This window comes from Pontibacter toksunensis, assembly GCF_042686245.1.
Classification (GTDB): Bacteria; Bacteroidota; Bacteroidia; order Cytophagales; family Hymenobacteraceae; genus Pontibacter; species Pontibacter toksunensis.
The window spans coordinates 145,484-161,074 of sequence record NZ_JBHUOX010000003.1; the positions used below are offsets into that span (position 1 = coordinate 145,484).

19 protein-coding genes are annotated in these 15,591 nt (G+C 49.4%); 11 read left to right on the top strand and 8 right to left on the bottom strand.

The genetic code is table 11. The features are described from left to right. The first annotated feature begins 359 nt into the window (after positions 1–359). On the top strand, positions 360–965 hold the full coding sequence (locus ACFS7Z_RS05520; protein ID WP_377482102.1) for a DUF3575 domain-containing protein: 606 nt from the start codon (positions 360–362) through the stop codon (positions 963–965). Between the two features lie 138 nt (positions 966–1,103). On the opposite strand, the gene ribH is transcribed toward ACFS7Z_RS05520, so the two are convergent. From ribH to pdhA, 3 genes are all read right to left on the bottom strand, one after another. Next, positions 1,104–1,580 (bottom strand): 6,7-dimethyl-8-ribityllumazine synthase, encoded by a 477-nt coding sequence (gene ribH, locus ACFS7Z_RS05525; protein ID WP_377482105.1) that lies wholly within the window; start codon positions 1,578–1,580, stop codon positions 1,104–1,106. Between the two features lie 196 nt (positions 1,581–1,776). Continuing rightward, positions 1,777–2,490, bottom strand: coding sequence for a tetratricopeptide repeat protein (locus ACFS7Z_RS05530; RefSeq protein ID WP_377482108.1), 714 nt, complete (start codon positions 2,488–2,490; stop codon positions 1,777–1,779). A 118-nt stretch (positions 2,491–2,608) separates the two neighbouring features. After that, entirely contained in the window at positions 2,609–3,655 is a 1,047-nt protein-coding gene (pdhA, locus tag ACFS7Z_RS05535) for a pyruvate dehydrogenase (acetyl-transferring) E1 component subunit alpha (protein ID WP_377482111.1), read from the bottom strand. Positions 3,656–3,794: 139 nt separating this feature from the next. On the opposite strand from pdhA, the gene recF reads away from it, so the two are divergent. The 7 genes from recF (at position 3,795) to bla (ending at position 8,971) form a co-directional block, all read left to right on the top strand. Continuing rightward, positions 3,795–4,907, top strand: a complete 1,113-nt coding sequence (recF, locus tag ACFS7Z_RS05540; RefSeq protein ID WP_377482114.1) for a DNA replication/repair protein RecF — start codon at positions 3,795–3,797, stop codon at positions 4,905–4,907. Between the two features lie 144 nt (positions 4,908–5,051). Beyond that, complete coding sequence (locus ACFS7Z_RS05545; protein ID WP_377482117.1) at positions 5,052–5,351, top strand: nucleotidyltransferase family protein; 300 nt, start codon at positions 5,052–5,054, stop codon at positions 5,349–5,351. After that, entirely contained in the window at positions 5,344–5,679 is a 336-nt protein-coding gene (locus ACFS7Z_RS05550; protein WP_377482120.1) for a HepT-like ribonuclease domain-containing protein, read from the top strand. The genes ACFS7Z_RS05545 and ACFS7Z_RS05550 overlap by 8 nt, the downstream gene beginning before the upstream one ends. Positions 5,680–5,753: 74 nt before the next feature. After that, the gene (locus ACFS7Z_RS05555; protein WP_377482123.1) at positions 5,754–6,077 is read left to right on the top strand and encodes a DUF721 domain-containing protein; all 324 of its coding nucleotides are present in this window, start codon (positions 5,754–5,756) and stop codon (positions 6,075–6,077) included. A 64-nt stretch (positions 6,078–6,141) separates the two neighbouring features. Further along, complete coding sequence (locus tag ACFS7Z_RS05560; protein ID WP_377482126.1) at positions 6,142–6,696, top strand: acyl-CoA thioesterase; 555 nt, start codon at positions 6,142–6,144, stop codon at positions 6,694–6,696. Between the two features lie 153 nt (positions 6,697–6,849). Beyond that, the gene (locus ACFS7Z_RS05565) at positions 6,850–8,232 is read left to right on the top strand and encodes a M20/M25/M40 family metallo-hydrolase (RefSeq protein ID WP_377482128.1); all 1,383 of its coding nucleotides are present in this window, start codon (positions 6,850–6,852) and stop codon (positions 8,230–8,232) included. A gap of 10 nt (positions 8,233–8,242) precedes the next feature. Further along, positions 8,243–8,971 (top strand): subclass B1 metallo-beta-lactamase, encoded by a 729-nt coding sequence (bla, locus tag ACFS7Z_RS05570; RefSeq protein ID WP_377482131.1) that lies wholly within the window; start codon positions 8,243–8,245, stop codon positions 8,969–8,971. 108 nt (positions 8,972–9,079) lie between these two features. On the opposite strand, the gene ACFS7Z_RS05575 is transcribed toward bla, so the two are convergent. From ACFS7Z_RS05575 to ACFS7Z_RS05595, 5 genes are all read right to left on the bottom strand, one after another. Continuing rightward, positions 9,080–9,346: a hypothetical protein gene (locus tag ACFS7Z_RS05575; protein ID WP_377482134.1), complete on the bottom strand. Its 267-nt coding sequence runs from the start codon at positions 9,344–9,346 to the stop codon at positions 9,080–9,082. A gap of 130 nt (positions 9,347–9,476) precedes the next feature. Beyond that, a complete protein-coding gene (locus ACFS7Z_RS05580; protein ID WP_377482137.1) occupies positions 9,477–10,199 on the bottom strand; it encodes a head GIN domain-containing protein in 723 nt (240 codons plus the stop codon). Between the two features lie 199 nt (positions 10,200–10,398). Continuing rightward, a complete protein-coding gene (locus ACFS7Z_RS05585; protein ID WP_377482140.1) occupies positions 10,399–10,806 on the bottom strand; it encodes an HIT family protein in 408 nt (135 codons plus the stop codon). 20 nt (positions 10,807–10,826) lie between these two features. Then, positions 10,827–11,204, bottom strand: coding sequence for a magnesium citrate secondary transporter (locus tag ACFS7Z_RS05590; protein WP_377482143.1), 378 nt, complete (start codon positions 11,202–11,204; stop codon positions 10,827–10,829). 7 nt (positions 11,205–11,211) lie between these two features. Then, complete coding sequence (locus ACFS7Z_RS05595) at positions 11,212–11,397, bottom strand: zinc ribbon domain-containing protein (RefSeq protein ID WP_377482146.1); 186 nt, start codon at positions 11,395–11,397, stop codon at positions 11,212–11,214. A 179-nt stretch (positions 11,398–11,576) separates the two neighbouring features. Between ACFS7Z_RS05595 and ACFS7Z_RS05600 the strand changes: the two genes are divergently transcribed. The 3 genes from ACFS7Z_RS05600 (at position 11,577) to ACFS7Z_RS05610 (ending at position 15,417) form a co-directional block, all read left to right on the top strand. Beyond that, positions 11,577–12,392 (top strand): N-formylglutamate amidohydrolase, encoded by an 816-nt coding sequence (locus tag ACFS7Z_RS05600; RefSeq protein ID WP_377482148.1) that lies wholly within the window; start codon positions 11,577–11,579, stop codon positions 12,390–12,392. Positions 12,393–12,472: 80 nt separating this feature from the next. After that, on the top strand, positions 12,473–14,320 hold the full coding sequence (locus ACFS7Z_RS05605) for a flavohemoglobin expression-modulating QEGLA motif protein (protein WP_377482150.1): 1,848 nt from the start codon (positions 12,473–12,475) through the stop codon (positions 14,318–14,320). A gap of 47 nt (positions 14,321–14,367) precedes the next feature. Then, the gene (locus ACFS7Z_RS05610; protein ID WP_377482153.1) at positions 14,368–15,417 is read left to right on the top strand and encodes a glutathione synthetase; all 1,050 of its coding nucleotides are present in this window, start codon (positions 14,368–14,370) and stop codon (positions 15,415–15,417) included. The last annotated feature ends 174 nt before the right edge of the window (positions 15,418–15,591 follow it).

Sequence of the window (15,591 nt, forward strand, 5' to 3'; positions counted from 1 at the left end):
AACTGTTGTAGTTTATACCTTAAATTTATCTGTTGGTAAACTAATTATTCGATTCAAAAACTCTCGTAGCGGCATAACAGCCACAAGAGAATTTAAGTTTAATTTGCTATATATATTGCTTTAAATTCTTTGCCAACTTGGATCCGATGAGTGGTACAAATCCTAAATTTCGTGCAAAAATAGCAGTATTATCCGTACTTTGCTACCTATCATAATAAATTAAGGATTTTTATCTTTTTTATAATTGCCTCACCTACTGCTGCATAATATCTCCTCTGCCACGCCAATAGTTGGAACGAATGTTGCTTCCACGGCTATAGCCATACAAGGGCTGTTACCATTTTACAAAATTAACCTATATGAAGAAAATTACCCTCTTTTCAGCCCTGTCGCTCCTGCTCGCTTTTGCGGCAGTGGCTCCGGCAAGTGCCCAGCGCAGAACAGCAGCACCTGCCAACGACCGCAGCACCGTTTTAAAAGTAAATGTGCTCAGCCCTTTCGTGCTCACGGCCTCAGGTTTTGTAGAGCATGCGTTCAGCCCAAAGATTAGTGCCCAGTTAGGAGCCTACGTGACAGGTGCCAGCGTAAAAGATGTTGACTTTGAGGGCTATGGTTTTACGCCGGAGGTGCGCTATTATTTAGCGGAACAGGCGCCGGATGGCTTCTACGTAGCGGGCTATGGCCGCGTGCTTAACTATAAGCTGACAGTAGAGGACAAAGAAAAAGGGGAAACGTACGAGGCAACCTATAAGCCTATTGGCGCTGGTGTGGCTGCCGGTAATCAATTTATTTTTAACAACGGCATATCGCTGGACCTCTTCTTCGGAATAGGTGTTAACGGTGGTAGCCTGAATGTAAAGAAAGGCACGAACGAGGATTTTGACCGCGGTATCATCGATAAGCTAGGAATTCTAGGCAGCGGCGTCCGGTTCAGGCCAGGTTTAACCGTTGGTTATGCCTTTTAAGCTTATAAACATACAAAAAATAAAGCAAAAGCCCCGCCTCTGTACAGAGGCGGGGCTTTTGCTTTAGTAGGTGCTTTACTTGTAGCTTTTTCAGCATAGATTCTACGCTATTGCATCACCCTTTTACCAGATGTTGTTTTAGAAGCTCAGCATACGAATAGCCGCTGCTGCGGCCTCTACGCCTTTGTTGCCGTGTTTGCCTCCTGCCCTGTCCAAGGCCTGCTCCAGCGTGTTAGTGGTAACAAGTCCGAAAGAAACAGGCTTGTTGTACTTCATAGACACATGGGTGATGCCCTGCGCGACAGCGTTGTTAATGTAGTCGTCGTGTTTGGTATCGCCTTTGATGACCACACCAATACAAATCACTGCATCTATCTCTTCCTGCTGTGCCAGAAACTGTGCTCCCAGGGTCAACTCAAAGGAACCAGGCACTGTATTGACGAAAATGTTCTCCTGCTTCGCACCATGCTCCAGCAAAGTGTCTACTGCGCCCTGGCACAGGGTGCCGGTAATATCATCATGCCATTCTGATACAACTATTCCGAACATCTTATCTGAAATGTCTTTCAGGTTCTCTTTATTATACTCGCTTAGGTTTTTTAGTGATGTCGCCATGTATATTTCGTTATTCGTTGCTCGTTTATCGTTGTTCAGGAAGTAGAGCCTCCGTTTGCTACTGCTTACAAGCTTTTAGTAGCGTGTATAGAGGTGTCTACGGAAAGCAGCTAAATGCCTTACAACAAAAAAGCGCTTCTGACTGGCTCACCAGCACAAAAGCGCTTTTCTAAAAGGCGTTAAAGCCTGTTTATACTTATTGGTTGCCTCCTGCCAACAGCTCGGCACGGGCTTTATACTTCTTAGCTTCAGCTACTTCAGCAGATGCTGCGAAGTCGTTGATGATTCTATCATACATCTCAGTTGCTGAAGAAAAGTTGTTGGCTGCTTCGTAAGCAATACCAGCTTTCATTAGATACTGTGGCGAGAAAAACTGATTCTCGTTGTAGTTTGCTGCTTTCACATACATTTCAGCCGCTTCTGCATTCTGCCCCTGCTCTAGCAAGGCGTCTCCGGTTAAGCTGTAAGCACGCGCCTGCAACAGGTAATCATCCGACTCAAACTCACGCAGATGCTCTGCTGCCTCTGCAAACTGCCCTTGCTTTAACAAGGCCACACCCGCATAAAAATGAGCTAAGTTACCTGCATCTGTGCCACTGTACTCATCTGCGATCTGCAGCAAGCCCTCATACTGGCCATCTCCGTTCAACGCTTTGTTTAAAGAATCAGCCTCGAAATAATAGACTGCCTGGAACATGGCCTGCTGTGCCTCCTGGTTCTGGGTGCTTCTGTAGTTATAGTACAGGAAACCTCCCACCACAATAGCAGCAATCAGGGCAAACACACCGAGTAGTTTTGACTTGTTTTTCTTTACGAAATCCTCCGATTGCGACAAGCGGTCTGCCAATACATCCGGATTCTCAACCAGCTCCTCAAACTCGTTGTGCTTCTTTACTGTTTCTTTTGCCATTAGTATTGATGAAATAATAAACTCAAAATTAGGAATTAAAAATTGTTTTAGACAACATTCCTAATGCCTGAACATCAAAATAATATTTTTTAATTCCTGATTTCGAAATATTTGTGACTTAGTCCATTATATATGGATAGTCCTTCTCTACATAAATGTCTGTGTAAAGTTCAGAAGGGTCCGGGTAAGGAGAATCCTCGGCAAATTGCACTGCATCTGCCACACGCTCCTTGATTTTATCATCTATCTCGTCCAGTTCTTCTTCTGTCGCCCACTCGTTCTGCAGAATTGTCGCTTTTACAGACTCAATAGGGTCTTTGCCTTTGTAGTCTTCCAACTCTTCTTTTGTCCTGTACTTGGCAGGGTCAGACATAGAGTGGCCTTTGTAACGGTAGGTTCTGAACTCCAGCAGGGTTGGACCCTCACCGGCACGCGCACGCTCAGCAGCTCTTGCAACCGCCTCGTGTACATCCTCCACGCTCATGGCGTTCACCGGCTCAGAAGGCATGTCGTACGCCTCGCCTAGCTTGTAAAGCTCTGTTACGTTAGACGTACGCTGCACCGAAGTACCCATCGCATAACCGTTATTCTCTATCACGAAGATAACCGGCAGTTTCCAGGTCATGGCCATGTTCAAAGCCTCGTGGAAAGCACCCTGGCGCACAGCACCATCACCCATATAGGTAATGCAAAGGTTACCTGTCTTGTTGTACTTTTCGGCAAAGGCTATACCAGCTCCCATTGGTACCTGGGCACCCACAATACCGTGGCCACCTATAAAGTTTACCTCTTTGTCGAAGATGTGCATCGAGCCGCCTTTTCCTTTAGAGCAGCCTGTTGCTTTTGCAAACAGTTCCGCCATCACAGCGCCCGGGTCTGTACCCAATCCCAGCGGGTGCGCGTGGTCACGGTAAGCCGTAATCCACTTGTCGTCTTTTGTGAGCGCACTGATAGCACCTGCAGCACAAGCCTCCTGGCCGATGTACAGGTGACAGAAGCCTTTGATTTTCTGCTGGCCGTACAATTGACCCGCTTTTTCCTCGAAACGGCGCATGAGCTTCATCTGCTCAAACCACTGCATGTATGTTTCCTTTGAAAACTTTGGCTCAGCCTGTACCTTTGCTTTCGGTGCTTTTCCTTTTGCCTTTTCTTTCGTATCAGCCATAAGTGTTAGTCTATGCGTTATCTTGAATGTCCGTTAGCACCTCTTGAGCAGGTGTAATTATAGTAAACTACGACAAATATAAGCCGCTAACGGAATTTAGCTTGCGAAATTAAGGAAAAAGATATCAAAGTAGAAACGAATGCTCCTCGAAAATCTAAGTTTGCTGTATTTCAAGAATTACGAGGAAGCCGCTCTCCGCTTTTCGGAGCATATCAACTGCTTTATAGGCGACAACGGCAGCGGCAAAACCAATCTCCTGGACGCCATATACTACCTCTCTATCACCAAAAGCGCATTCCCCGGCACTGAGCTACAGAGCATTAAGCAGGGCGAGGATTTTTTTATGGTAAAAGGCCGCTTTGAGGTAGAGGGAGAAAAACACACCGTGCAGGTGAGCCTGAAGCAGGGGCAGAAAAAGACCGTGACGCACAACAAGGCGCTCTACGAGAAAATGAGCGACCACATCGGCCGCTTTCCGGTAGTGCTCATCTCCCCTTATGATACCGACCTGATACGCGAAGGCAGCGAGGAGCGGCGCAAGTACTTCGACAGCCTTATTTCACAGCTGCATCACCCTTACCTCGAGCAGCTGATACAGTATAACTATATCCTCAAGCAGCGTAACTCGCTGCTCAAGCAATTTGCAGAGCGCCACTACTACGACCGCGACTACCTGCAGATCCTGAACGAGCAACTGGTGGCACCGGGTGAACTGCTGGCACAGGAGCGGCAGAAATTCCTGGAAGAGTTTGTCCCGATTTTCCAGAAACACTACCGCCACATCTCCGAAAGCAGCGAGGAAGTAAGCCTGACGTACAAAAGCCAGCTGCCGCATGGTGATTTTGCACTGCAGTTGCAGCAGGCGGAGCGCAAGGACCTGGCGCTGCAGCGCACCACAGTGGGGCCGCACAAAGATGACTTTGTTTTCCTGATGGACGGAAACCCGGTGAAGAGCTTTGGCTCTCAGGGGCAGCAGAAAAGCTATGTTATCGCCCTGAAGCTGGCGCACTTCGAGGTGATTGCAGAGCGGCATCACCACAAGCCCCTGCTGCTGCTGGACGATATCTTTGACCGCCTCGATGAAAAGCGCATCACCCAGCTCATGCAAATGGTAGCCGCCCACACCTTCGGCCAGATTTTCCTGACAGACACACACCTCGAGCGCACCGACAAAATTCTCTCCGGGCTCTCAGAAAGTATCCGTAGATTTGAGGTGAAGGAGGGGACGGTGAAGGGGATTGGGGATTTCTAGATAAATTGCTGTTTTTGTCATTCTGTAAGCTTTGCTCTTGAATAGTTACATTGACTTATATTGTGTGTTTTGCGCAAGCATTAATATAGCAAAAGCAAAAAATACGTTTAAGCTACCACGTTAACTTATGCCTAAAATTTGAGTATGGATCTGATTGATTCTAACATCGACAAACTTGCAAACCTTTGTAAAAAGCATAAGGTGTCCAGGATGTTTGTCTTTGGCTCTGCTGTAACAGATAACTTTAACAAGGAAAGCGATATAGATTTGATAGTTGATTTTGAAGGTGTTGATGTTTACGACTATGCTAACAACTATTTTGACTTGAAAGCTTCCCTAGAGACTATTTTTAAGCGAGAGGTAGATTTATTGGAAGAGAAAGCAATAACAAATCCTTATTTCAAGAAAGCTGTTGACGCAAGGAAAGTACTGATTTATGGATGAAGAACTGCAAGTATGGCTATATGATATACTTCAGCCCATCAATGAAATAGAAAGTTACTTTGAGGACAGACCGAAAGAACTAGAAGCGTATCGGAATGACATCAAAACAAAGCGTGCGGTAGAAAGAGGTCCAGAAATTATTGGGGAAGCGGCCAACAGAATATTGAAAGCGCACCCGGACTTCCCCTTGCCAGATGCAAAGCAGATTATAGGTACAAGAAACAGAATCATTCACGGTTATGACAGGATATCTGATGACTTGATTTTCTCAATTGTTCTTAACCACCTGCCCAAGCTCAAAATGCAAGTAGAGCAAATGCTAAAATAGCTTAACGGCAAAAGTCAGGTTTTGCTTTTAAAAGAATTTAACTTACTCCCCCACTCATTCATAATTAAACCGCTGTGCGCTACTACAAGAAGAAAGAGGAGATTGACAAAAGAAAGGCCGATATACAGCCTATCGGGGACAGCATCAAATCGCTGATGCAGGCGTACCGGCTGCAGGGCAAGCTCGACGAAGTGCATATTGTTCAGAGCTGGGAGAAAATCATGGGCAAGCCTATTGCCCTGAAAACGCAGCAACTGTTTTTTAAAGATCAGAAGCTGTTCGTACGCCTTACCTCGGCCCCACTCAAGCACGAACTCAACATGTCGAAGAGCAAAGTAATCGAACTGCTGAACCGCGAGGTAGGCGGCGATGCTGTAAAAGACGTGGTGTTTCTGTAAGCGCAACAGCTGCGGGCAGAACAGAGTATAGTTTATATATCAAATTACAGCTATACTACATCCTATGACCGCACCTGGCTTTCGCTCCGTATCCTATTCCCAAACCGTTCTGACAGAACTGATGATTCCGAGCTATGCCAACTTTGGCGGCAAAATTCACGGCGGCATCCTGCTCTCGCTCATGGATAAAGTGGCCTATGCCTGTGCTGCCAAGCACGCCGGTAACTACTGCGTGACGGTGTCGGTGGATGGCGTGAATTTCCTGCAGCCAGTGGAAGTAGGCGAGTTAGTTTCGCTCATGGCCTCTGTAAACTATGTCGGCAACACCTCCCTCACAGTCGGCATAAAAGTGATTTCCGAAAATGTGAAATCAGGGTTTGTAAAGCACACCAACACCTCCTATTTTACCATGGTGGCCAAAGGCGACGATGATAAACCCTCGCAGGTGCCTGGACTCAAGCTGGAAACGCGCGAAGACGCCCGCCGCTTTCTGGAAGCCATCAAACGCCGTGAGCTCTCCCGCCGCTACCAGACGGAACTCGCCAACACCAAAACCATCTTGCAGGTAGAGGATGAGCTGCACCTGCTGCAGGACGAGCGCTGCCAGATTATGTTTTGAGACTGCTTCCTGTTTTATAATGCACCGTTTTTCTGTGTTCCAGCTTAGAAACTCTTCTACTCCTCATCCTGTTCAGGCATCAGAAACAGCTCTTTTCATGACTTTAGGGATTTACTTTGTATCTTTAAGGTCTATCATTCTTTAAAAACCAACATGATCTTCAAAAATAGACTAACACGAGCGCTGGCGCCTGTACTGGTAGCCGGCCTTCTCTTTACCTCCCCCACCCTTAGTTTAGCCCAGGAACCCGTACGCCAGGACGACGAGATAAAGCAGATGGTGAACCAGCTATCGGCCCAGAACCTAGAGCAGCTGGTGCAGAAAATGGTTAGCTTCGGCACCCGCCACTCGCTTAGCACCACTACCAGCAAGAAAGAAGGTATAGGCGCTGCTCGCGAATGGGTAAAGTCTGAATTCGAGAAATATGCCCAAGCCTCCAACGGACGCATGACGGTGGAGATGGACCGCTTTATCGTGAAAGCAGACGGCCGCCGTATTCCGCAGGATGTTGAAATGGCTAATGTGATGGCGACTCTGAAAGGCTCCGACCCGAATGATGACCGTGTAATTATTGTAGGCGGCCACCTCGACTCGCGCGCGACCGACGTGATGGACGCGAAAAGCAAAGCCCCCGGTGCCAACGATGATGCCTCTGGTGTAGCTATAGTAATGGAAATGGCACGTGTCATGGCCTCAAAGCAGTTCCCGTCAACTTTAGTATTTGTAGCCTTCCAGGGCGAAGAGCAGGGATTATATGGTTCCACTCATATGGCAGAACGTGCCAAGAAAGAGGACTGGAACCTGGTAGCCATGCTGAACAACGACATTGTAGGTAACTCCTTCTCAGCTGAGACAGGCCTGCATGATAACACCAGCGTACGCGTATTCAGCGAAGGTGTACCTGCCAACGAAACAGAAGAGGAAGCCCGTCTGCGCAGAACCCTTGGTGCCGAAAACGACAGCCAAAGCCGCAACCTGGCCCGCTACATGGAGAAGACCGGGGAGAAGTATGTAGACCAGATTGATGTCGTGCTGGTGAACCGCACCGACCGCTTTCTGCGTGGCGGCGACCACACACCGTTTAATCGCAGTGGCTTTGCCGCTGTGCGTATGAGCGAAACCAACGAAGACTTCGACCACCAGCACCAGAACGTCCGCAAAGAGAACGGCAAGCAGTACGGTGACCTGATCGAATACATGGACTTTGAATACCTGCGCAAGAACACCGGCGTGAATCTGGCAACTATGGCCAGCCTAGCCTGGGCACCTGCTGCTCCTGAAAAAGTTGGTGTGCTTACCTCAGACCTGACAAACAAAACAGACCTGCAGTGGGAAGCGCCGAGTAAAGGCAAAAAGCCTGCGGGCTATTACGTGCTGATGCGCGAAACCAACAGCCCGACCTGGGAAAAGAAGTTCTTTGTGAAAGACACAAAAGCAACGCTGAATTACTCCAAAGACAACTACTTCTTTGCGGTGCAATCAGTAGATAACGAGGGCCACGCCAGCCTCCCGGTATTACCTGTGCCTGTGCGCTAAGGGTTATCTGATGAAAAGAGTTAGGCTACTGCTTCTACTCATGCTGTTCTTAGCGACGGCTTATACTTTTGCACAGGCACAGCAGTTGGAAGTAAAGCAACTGGCGAAGAAGGTGTGGGTGCATACCTCCTACAACATGTATGGCGGCACGACGGTCCCATCTAATGGGTTATTAGTGTCTACTTCGGATGGTGTTGTGCTGATAGACATGGCATGGGGTGACGAGCAGACAGAGCAATTGCTGACATGGGTAAAAGAGAACCTGAAGCAGCCTGTAAAAATATGCATCGTTACCCATGCCCATCACGACCGCATGAGCAGCATTCCGGTGCTACATAAGCATAATGTAACAGTATACAGCTCTGCTAAGACAGCCCGGTTAGCTGCAGCACAGGAATTAAGCAGCCCGGATACTACCCTGGCTCTTAATCAGGAGATAAGTGTAGGCGAGCAAAAGCTAGTGGTGTTTTATCCTAGAGCAGGCCATACAGCAGATAACGTAGTGGTGTACCTGCCCCAGCAGAAGGTGCTGTTCGGTGGGTGCCTGGTGAAAGATGCGAAGGCAATAAACCTCGGTAACACTGCTGATGCTGATTTGAGTAACTGGCCGAATGCCATACAACAGGTGCAGCAGAAGTTTCCGAAGGCAAAGCGGGTAGTGCCCGGTCACGGACAGTGGAGCGACCAGATTGCCCTTACCCATACACTGCACCTGCTGCAACAGCATGCAAAGAAGTAAAAGCAGGAAATATATCTTAGAATAAACAACAAAGGCCGGTGCATTTAGCACCGGCCTTTGTTGTTTTAAAGTATTTGTGTGTAGGAAGTTCTATTGCTTCCTGGCTAGTTAATCTCTATTCACCAACTTATTAAAGTTTCCATTCGGGTCGTGCAGCAGGGCCAGTTTACTGTGCTCAAACTCTTTGAAGAACTCTTCCCAACTCACTTCTTCAAAGCTGTCGTTGCTGTCGCTTTTTTTAGGGAAATGGATACGGAGCAGGCCTTCTCCGCTGCCATCGTTCTCCGTGCCTTTTATGATAGACGGCTTGCCACCATGCTGTTCCGCCCACTTCTTTATCTCGTCATGGTTTGTTGTTTTCTTAGCTTCGCTCATAGTTCTATAGGTTATGTTGTACTGCTTTAGCTATACGGGCAGCCACCTTCAAAGGATAAGCACAGGCTACGGCACAAAAAAAGCAGCCTTATGTTAAGGCTGCTTTTTCAGGTTAAATTAGTATGAGGATTTAGATTTTTGTAATCTTGGCTGCCGAAGATGTTTCGGCAGTGATACTTGGACTGCCTTTGTAAGCTACTGAGGTGGCACCTGAAGCGTCTATATCCAGCGTTTCGGTAGCATACACCCTTACTTTACTGGCACCACTGGCCTGTACTTTCATACGCTTGGCCTGCAAATCAGCCGCCTCAATTTTAGAGGCCCCCGACATGTCCATGCGAACCTCGTCGGCTCTTCCCGTCAGCTCCACTTTGCTGGCGCCGCTCATATCTGCTTCCAGCTTATTTGTGTTGATATCCAGCTTTACATTAGAGGCCCCGCTCATATCCATCTTCAGCGCATCCGTTTTAAACGGAGAGTTGCCAGTCACTTTCACACCTCCGCTGATGTCAATGCTGTTTAGCTCCCTTAAGGTGATGTAGGCTTTCATGCCTTTCTTGGTTGTCACGCCGTCCTCGTTGTAGATGTGCAGCACGCCGTTACGGACTTCAGTTTTAATGTTGTCCAGCAGGTTCTCGTCTGCCTCCAGCCTCAGGCTCTCCTGGTTGCCCTGCGTAATCTCTACAGCAAAGCCACCGCTCACATTAATGCCTTTAAAGTCCGACACATTCCTGTTCTGGGTCTGGATGTTGCCATTGCCACGCAGTTGCTGCGCCATCAGCGGCGCCTCAGCCAACAGGAGGGCCATTACAAATACACAAAGGGATGCGGTGTAAATTTTGATACCTTTCATAGTTTTATATAAGTATGGTGAATATTTTTTCCGGTGAAAAAGGCTGCCTGTACAGCCTCTGAAGAAACTCTCTGACTAAAAGATGCAGAAACCAGGACAAGGTTGCTTCAGGGTGAGAAAAAAATTAAGAAAGTGCCTCCCGCAACTCTTCGATTGCCTGCAGCACCTCCTGCCTTTGCTCCGGCAGGTTCATATGCTCCTAGGCATGCAGCAGTACCGGTCGCACAGATTCTACTGACCTGCCAAACGCATACATCCAGGTATAGCGGGGCACTAGCCAGGTATGGAAATGATGGGTGGTGTCTTCGTTGTAGAAATAGTAGACATGCTCTATCTTCAGCACCTCGCGCTGCGCCTTCCGGATGCGTCGCAGCAATTGCAGGTATTCAATACTCTCCTCTTCCGTCAGCTCATCTAGTCCAAACACATGGCGCTTGCTGGCCAGTATCACCAGGCCTGGTATAGGATAAGCCACATCCTGATGGGCATGAAAAAGGGGTGTTTCTATAATCACACCGCCGTCAGGCTTAATCAAGCCGCTGGTTAGTGCACAGCTGAGGCAGCGCACCTCTACGGTGGTGCCGTTTGAAAGCGGAATGTTGTTCATCTATGGTCAGGCAAGATGTTTTAGCTACGCCCCACAGCGGCAGGTGCTTCAAGCGGCTTGTTCATAAACAAATGAAAGGCAACGGCTCCTAAAGCGTAAGCCAATACATCCAGCACATCGGCCGTGTACAGCGGCTTGTAAAGCGGCAGGAGCAGCTCAAAACAAACTGCATAGGCTGCCACAGCAAAGAAGATGTGCTTCACCGGAATAGCTATGCTTTGGTTGCGAAAATACGCCCGCTGCACGGCAAGAATCAAACTGAGTGTAAGCGGCAGGCACAGCAGGTCGTCAAGATAGGCATATAGCGGCCACAGAAAAACCTGTCCCAACTCCAGCATCCTGTTCAGGCAGAAAAGCAGGAGGCAGATGAGAAACAAAGGGTGCTGCAAACTCTTCATGCCCTCTCTACAAAGCCACCAGGAAAACAGCCAGCATAATAGACCCAAGAATAAGCAGGAAGATTTCTGTTGGGGTGAGCGCCTTGAACCAGTTCTGTGTGCTCTTGCTACTGCCTCCCAATATCTGTCCGCAGTGAGGGCAGTGCTTTGTTTTGATAGGCACTAATTCACCACAGTTAGGGCAGGTTTTCATTAAATCTTTGTTCGGAGGGGCAGCCATTTCAGAAGAGCATCAGTTACAGTGTAAAGATAAAATAATACTTATATTTCCTATACTGACTTGCGCCCCTCAGGTTCGACAGCAGCAGCATCCTGTATCCAGAACAACCTTCAGCAGCTTTAGGGGGTACATCTATAGCAAAAGTACAGGCTATGACTCAAACTAAACTGGATACAATATACTATACTATTAACCGTGGCGAGAGCCCTCTGGTGGCCACAGCCATTCACAGTGGACATGAGGTGCGCCACAACATCAGAGACTTGTTTCATCTTACTCCTGATGAGCGCCTCCGCGAAGAGGATCCTTTCACAGACCAGTGGGTCACGATAACCGACAGCCAGATTATCGGGCACAACTCCCGCTTTGAGCTGGACCTGAACCGCCCGCCCGAGAAGGCCATCTACCGCACGCCTGAAGATGCCTGGGGCCTGAACGTGTGGAAAGAAGAACTTCCTGCAGAGCTGGCCAAGGAGTCAATGGCCCGCTACGAGCGATTTTATGATGATGTAAAGCTGATGCTGACGAAGATTAAGGAGCAGCACGGCTGCTTTGTAATATACGACCTGCACACCTATAATCACATGCGCGAAGGAGCCACCGGCCCGCCAGCTGACCCAGATGACAACCCGGAAGTGAACATTGGTACCGGCAACATGAACCGCGAGAAGTGGGCACCGGTGGTAGACGCCTTTACGCACAGCCTGAGCTCCTACAACTACAAGGGCCGCCATTTGGATGTGCGCGAAAACGTTAAGTTTAAGGGCGGCCATTTCATGCGCTGGATCCACGACACCTTCGGTGACAAGGTCTGCGTGATGAGTATCGAGTTCAAGAAGTTCTTTATGGACGAATGGACAGGAGAGCCCGCTGAAGAACAGGTGCAGGAGATACGCAGAGCCCTGGAGCATACCACAAAGCCTGTGCTGGAGGCGCTCGCAAAAGTGTGCCAGCCTTACATGGAGTAGATGTATCTACGGAAGCTGCCTGGCAACAGAAGCATCTTCCGCTATACTGTCGCTGCTCTTTTCCGGAACAAAGTCACAGCATGATTGAAAGTATAACTTATAAGTTCATAAGCAAAATAACCCGCAGCCTGAAGCGCGGCAAGCAGGTGCACAGGCGGCTGCCGCAAGGCGGGCTGGTGTACATCGACAGGCCCTTGCCCTTTCTGGTGCTGTTCCGCCACCCAGCCGGCAAACCCGACCATGCCACCGCCGATTTTGTGAAAGCAAATGCCTCTTATATCATCTCGCACGAGGAACAGACGCCCCAACTGCAGGAGCTGGTCCGGGCTATAGCAGGTGAGATGGCAGACCAGTTTGGTGCTTTTATGATACTGGAAATCATGGCAGCTCCTTCAGATAACCTGGATACACCCATGTTCAGGGTGCTGGGACCGGAGAAACAACTGCCTGCCACTATCAGCACCCTTACAAAAGAACTTGAAAGCCTGAAAATAAGCGGCCTCCGCACCAACGTTGAGACAGCCTCCAACAAAGAACTACTGGAGAACCCCCAGCGCCTGATGCCGGAGGAGGAATTGAAAAAAAACAGCTACCTGATGCTCGGACTGCAGCTGAAAACCGTTTACTGCGACAGCCAGACAGGAAGACCTTACCCTTTGCTGCTGCGCACCATCCGGGAAAAGCTTTCTAACGCCATTAAGAAAACCGTTTTTAACTTTGTGTCGGTGCAAACCCCACACAAGCCCATCCACTTCCAGGCGCTGGGGCGGCAAGCCGTAAACCGCGTGGTGTGGCGAATTGATAAACAACTCACCAGCATTAGCGACCAGTTTCGATTTCTGCTGCTCGTAACGCCGGTAAACAAGAATGAGGCTTGGGCGGAGTTCAGGGACGCGAAATTCAGAGAAGCCCCTACTTTCCATTACCGCCTGATGCCCATAGATGCAGATCAACTAAAGCGCAAGCTCTACAACATCCCCATCGAGAAGATTGATGACCCTACACTGGCTTACCTGTTCCGGGACAAGCGGCACGAACTGGACAAGATGCTGACCATGCTCGCCGACCGTAACACACCAGACTTTATGTACAGCAGCATGCAGCTCTTTGGTGGCGTAGACGACCAGCTGCTGAAGTTGGCTGAGGGTATTCTGGCCGCCATTCCCGAACCCACACGAGACGAAGACCCTGATATCATCCCTGTTCCGGAATTCGCCGAACTGGCAGAGCAGGAGATTGCCTTTCTAAAAGAACAGCATGCAGGTGTGGACTCTGGTGTAGATGTGCGGGACGACATCGTGGGGCTGATTGTATCCAAAGGCAGGCTGAATGTTGGCACTGATGCAAAGATACCACGCCACCGGGCACAGGCGCTGATACAGCACGAAGTTGGCACCCACATTCTCACCTACTTTAACGGGAAGGCACAACCGCTGCAGCAATTATATGTGGGCAGCCCAGGCTATGAAGAACTGCAGGAAGGGCTGGCCGTGCTGAGTGAGTACCTGGTAGGCGGGCTCGACCAGGACCGGCTGCGCGTGCTGGCAGCCCGTGTAGTGGTGGTATACCACATGACCAAAGGCTGCAGCTTTACAGACAACTTCTGGCGCCTGAAGGCCGACTACCACTTCGAAGATGAAATTGCTTTTGACATTACCATGCGTGTGCACCGCGGCGGCGGCCTTACCAAAGATGCCGTGTACCTGCGCGGCCTCGTGCACCTGCTCGAATACCTGAAGCAGGGCCACGAGCTGGAGCCGCTGCTTATCGGCAAAATCCGGCAGGACTACATCCCGATTGTGCAGGAGCTGATTTACCGCAATGTCTTGCGCCCGGTGCCACTCAAGCCCCGTTACCTCCTCGACCCGGCCATCAAACCGAAACTGGAACAACTAAAAGCAGGCATATCAGTATTTAACCTACTGTGAAACCAATCACAAAAGCATTAAACAAGTTAAAACCGCACCTGAATAAAATGAATATAGGATTCGTAGTAAACGATGTAAATACAGAAAAGGCAGGCTACTCAACTGTTTTCCTGGCGCAGCGCATGCACAACCAGGGGCACAACGTGTACCTGATGGGCGTTGGAGACCTGGCCTATTACCCCGACGGCTACATGGGCGCCACTGCCACGCAGGCCGATACGAAGCATAAGTATAAATCTACCACCACATACTTAGAGGCCATACAAGGCGACAAGGCCAACAGAGTACGCGTCACAGCTCCTGACCTGGACGTGCTCATGCTCCGCAACGACCCCTCTTCCGAGCCGGAAGGACGCACCTGGGCACAAAACGCAGGTATTATTTTCGGGCAACTGGCCATGCGCCACGGCGTCATCGTGCTCAACGACCCTACCTCGCTATCTGATGCTGTAAACAAGATGTACTTTCAGCACTTTCCGGAGGCTGTCAGACCGCGCACGCTCATTACGCGTGATAAGAATGAGATAAAGGAGTTCTTCAGCGAACAGGATAATAACATCATCCTGAAGCCACTGCAGGGCTCTGGCGGCTCCGGCGTGTTTATGGTGAAGAAAGAGGACGCTACCAACCTGAACCAGATTGTGGAGGCCATCAGCCGCGACGGCTATGTAATTGCGCAGGAGTATCTGCCGGAAGCCTCAGGAGGCGATGTACGCCTGCTGGTGATGAACGGCGAGGCCTTGCAGCACAAAGGCAAGTATTGCGCCATACACCGGGTGGGCAGCAAAGATGACATCCGCAGTAACCTGCATGCCGGCGGCTCTACGCAGGCGGCAAAGGTAACGCAGACTATGCTGGATCTGGTGGAGCTTGTAAGGCCCAAGCTCATTCAGGACGGTATGTTCCTGGTAGGGCTGGACATTGTGGGCAATAAGCTGATGGAGATAAACGTATTCAGCCCGGGTGGCCTATCTGATGCAACTGATATGGAGGGAGTTGATTTCTCAGAACCCATAATAGCCGCCCTGGAGCGGAAGGTGCACTACAAAAAGACCTACGATGTACAAATAAACAACAGAACCGTGGCTATGATTTAGCACACGCTGCTTAAGCACGATTCGCATTTTGAATGGCTAAGTTCTCTGGGAGGCTATACTTCCGGAGCTTAGCCATTTTTTTATGATGCGTTGGTTCACTTGTACTGGTTCAGATTCTACGGGAAAGTAATAGAACAAAGCATCTCACCATGCCAGGCTAACGCAGGAGCTGCA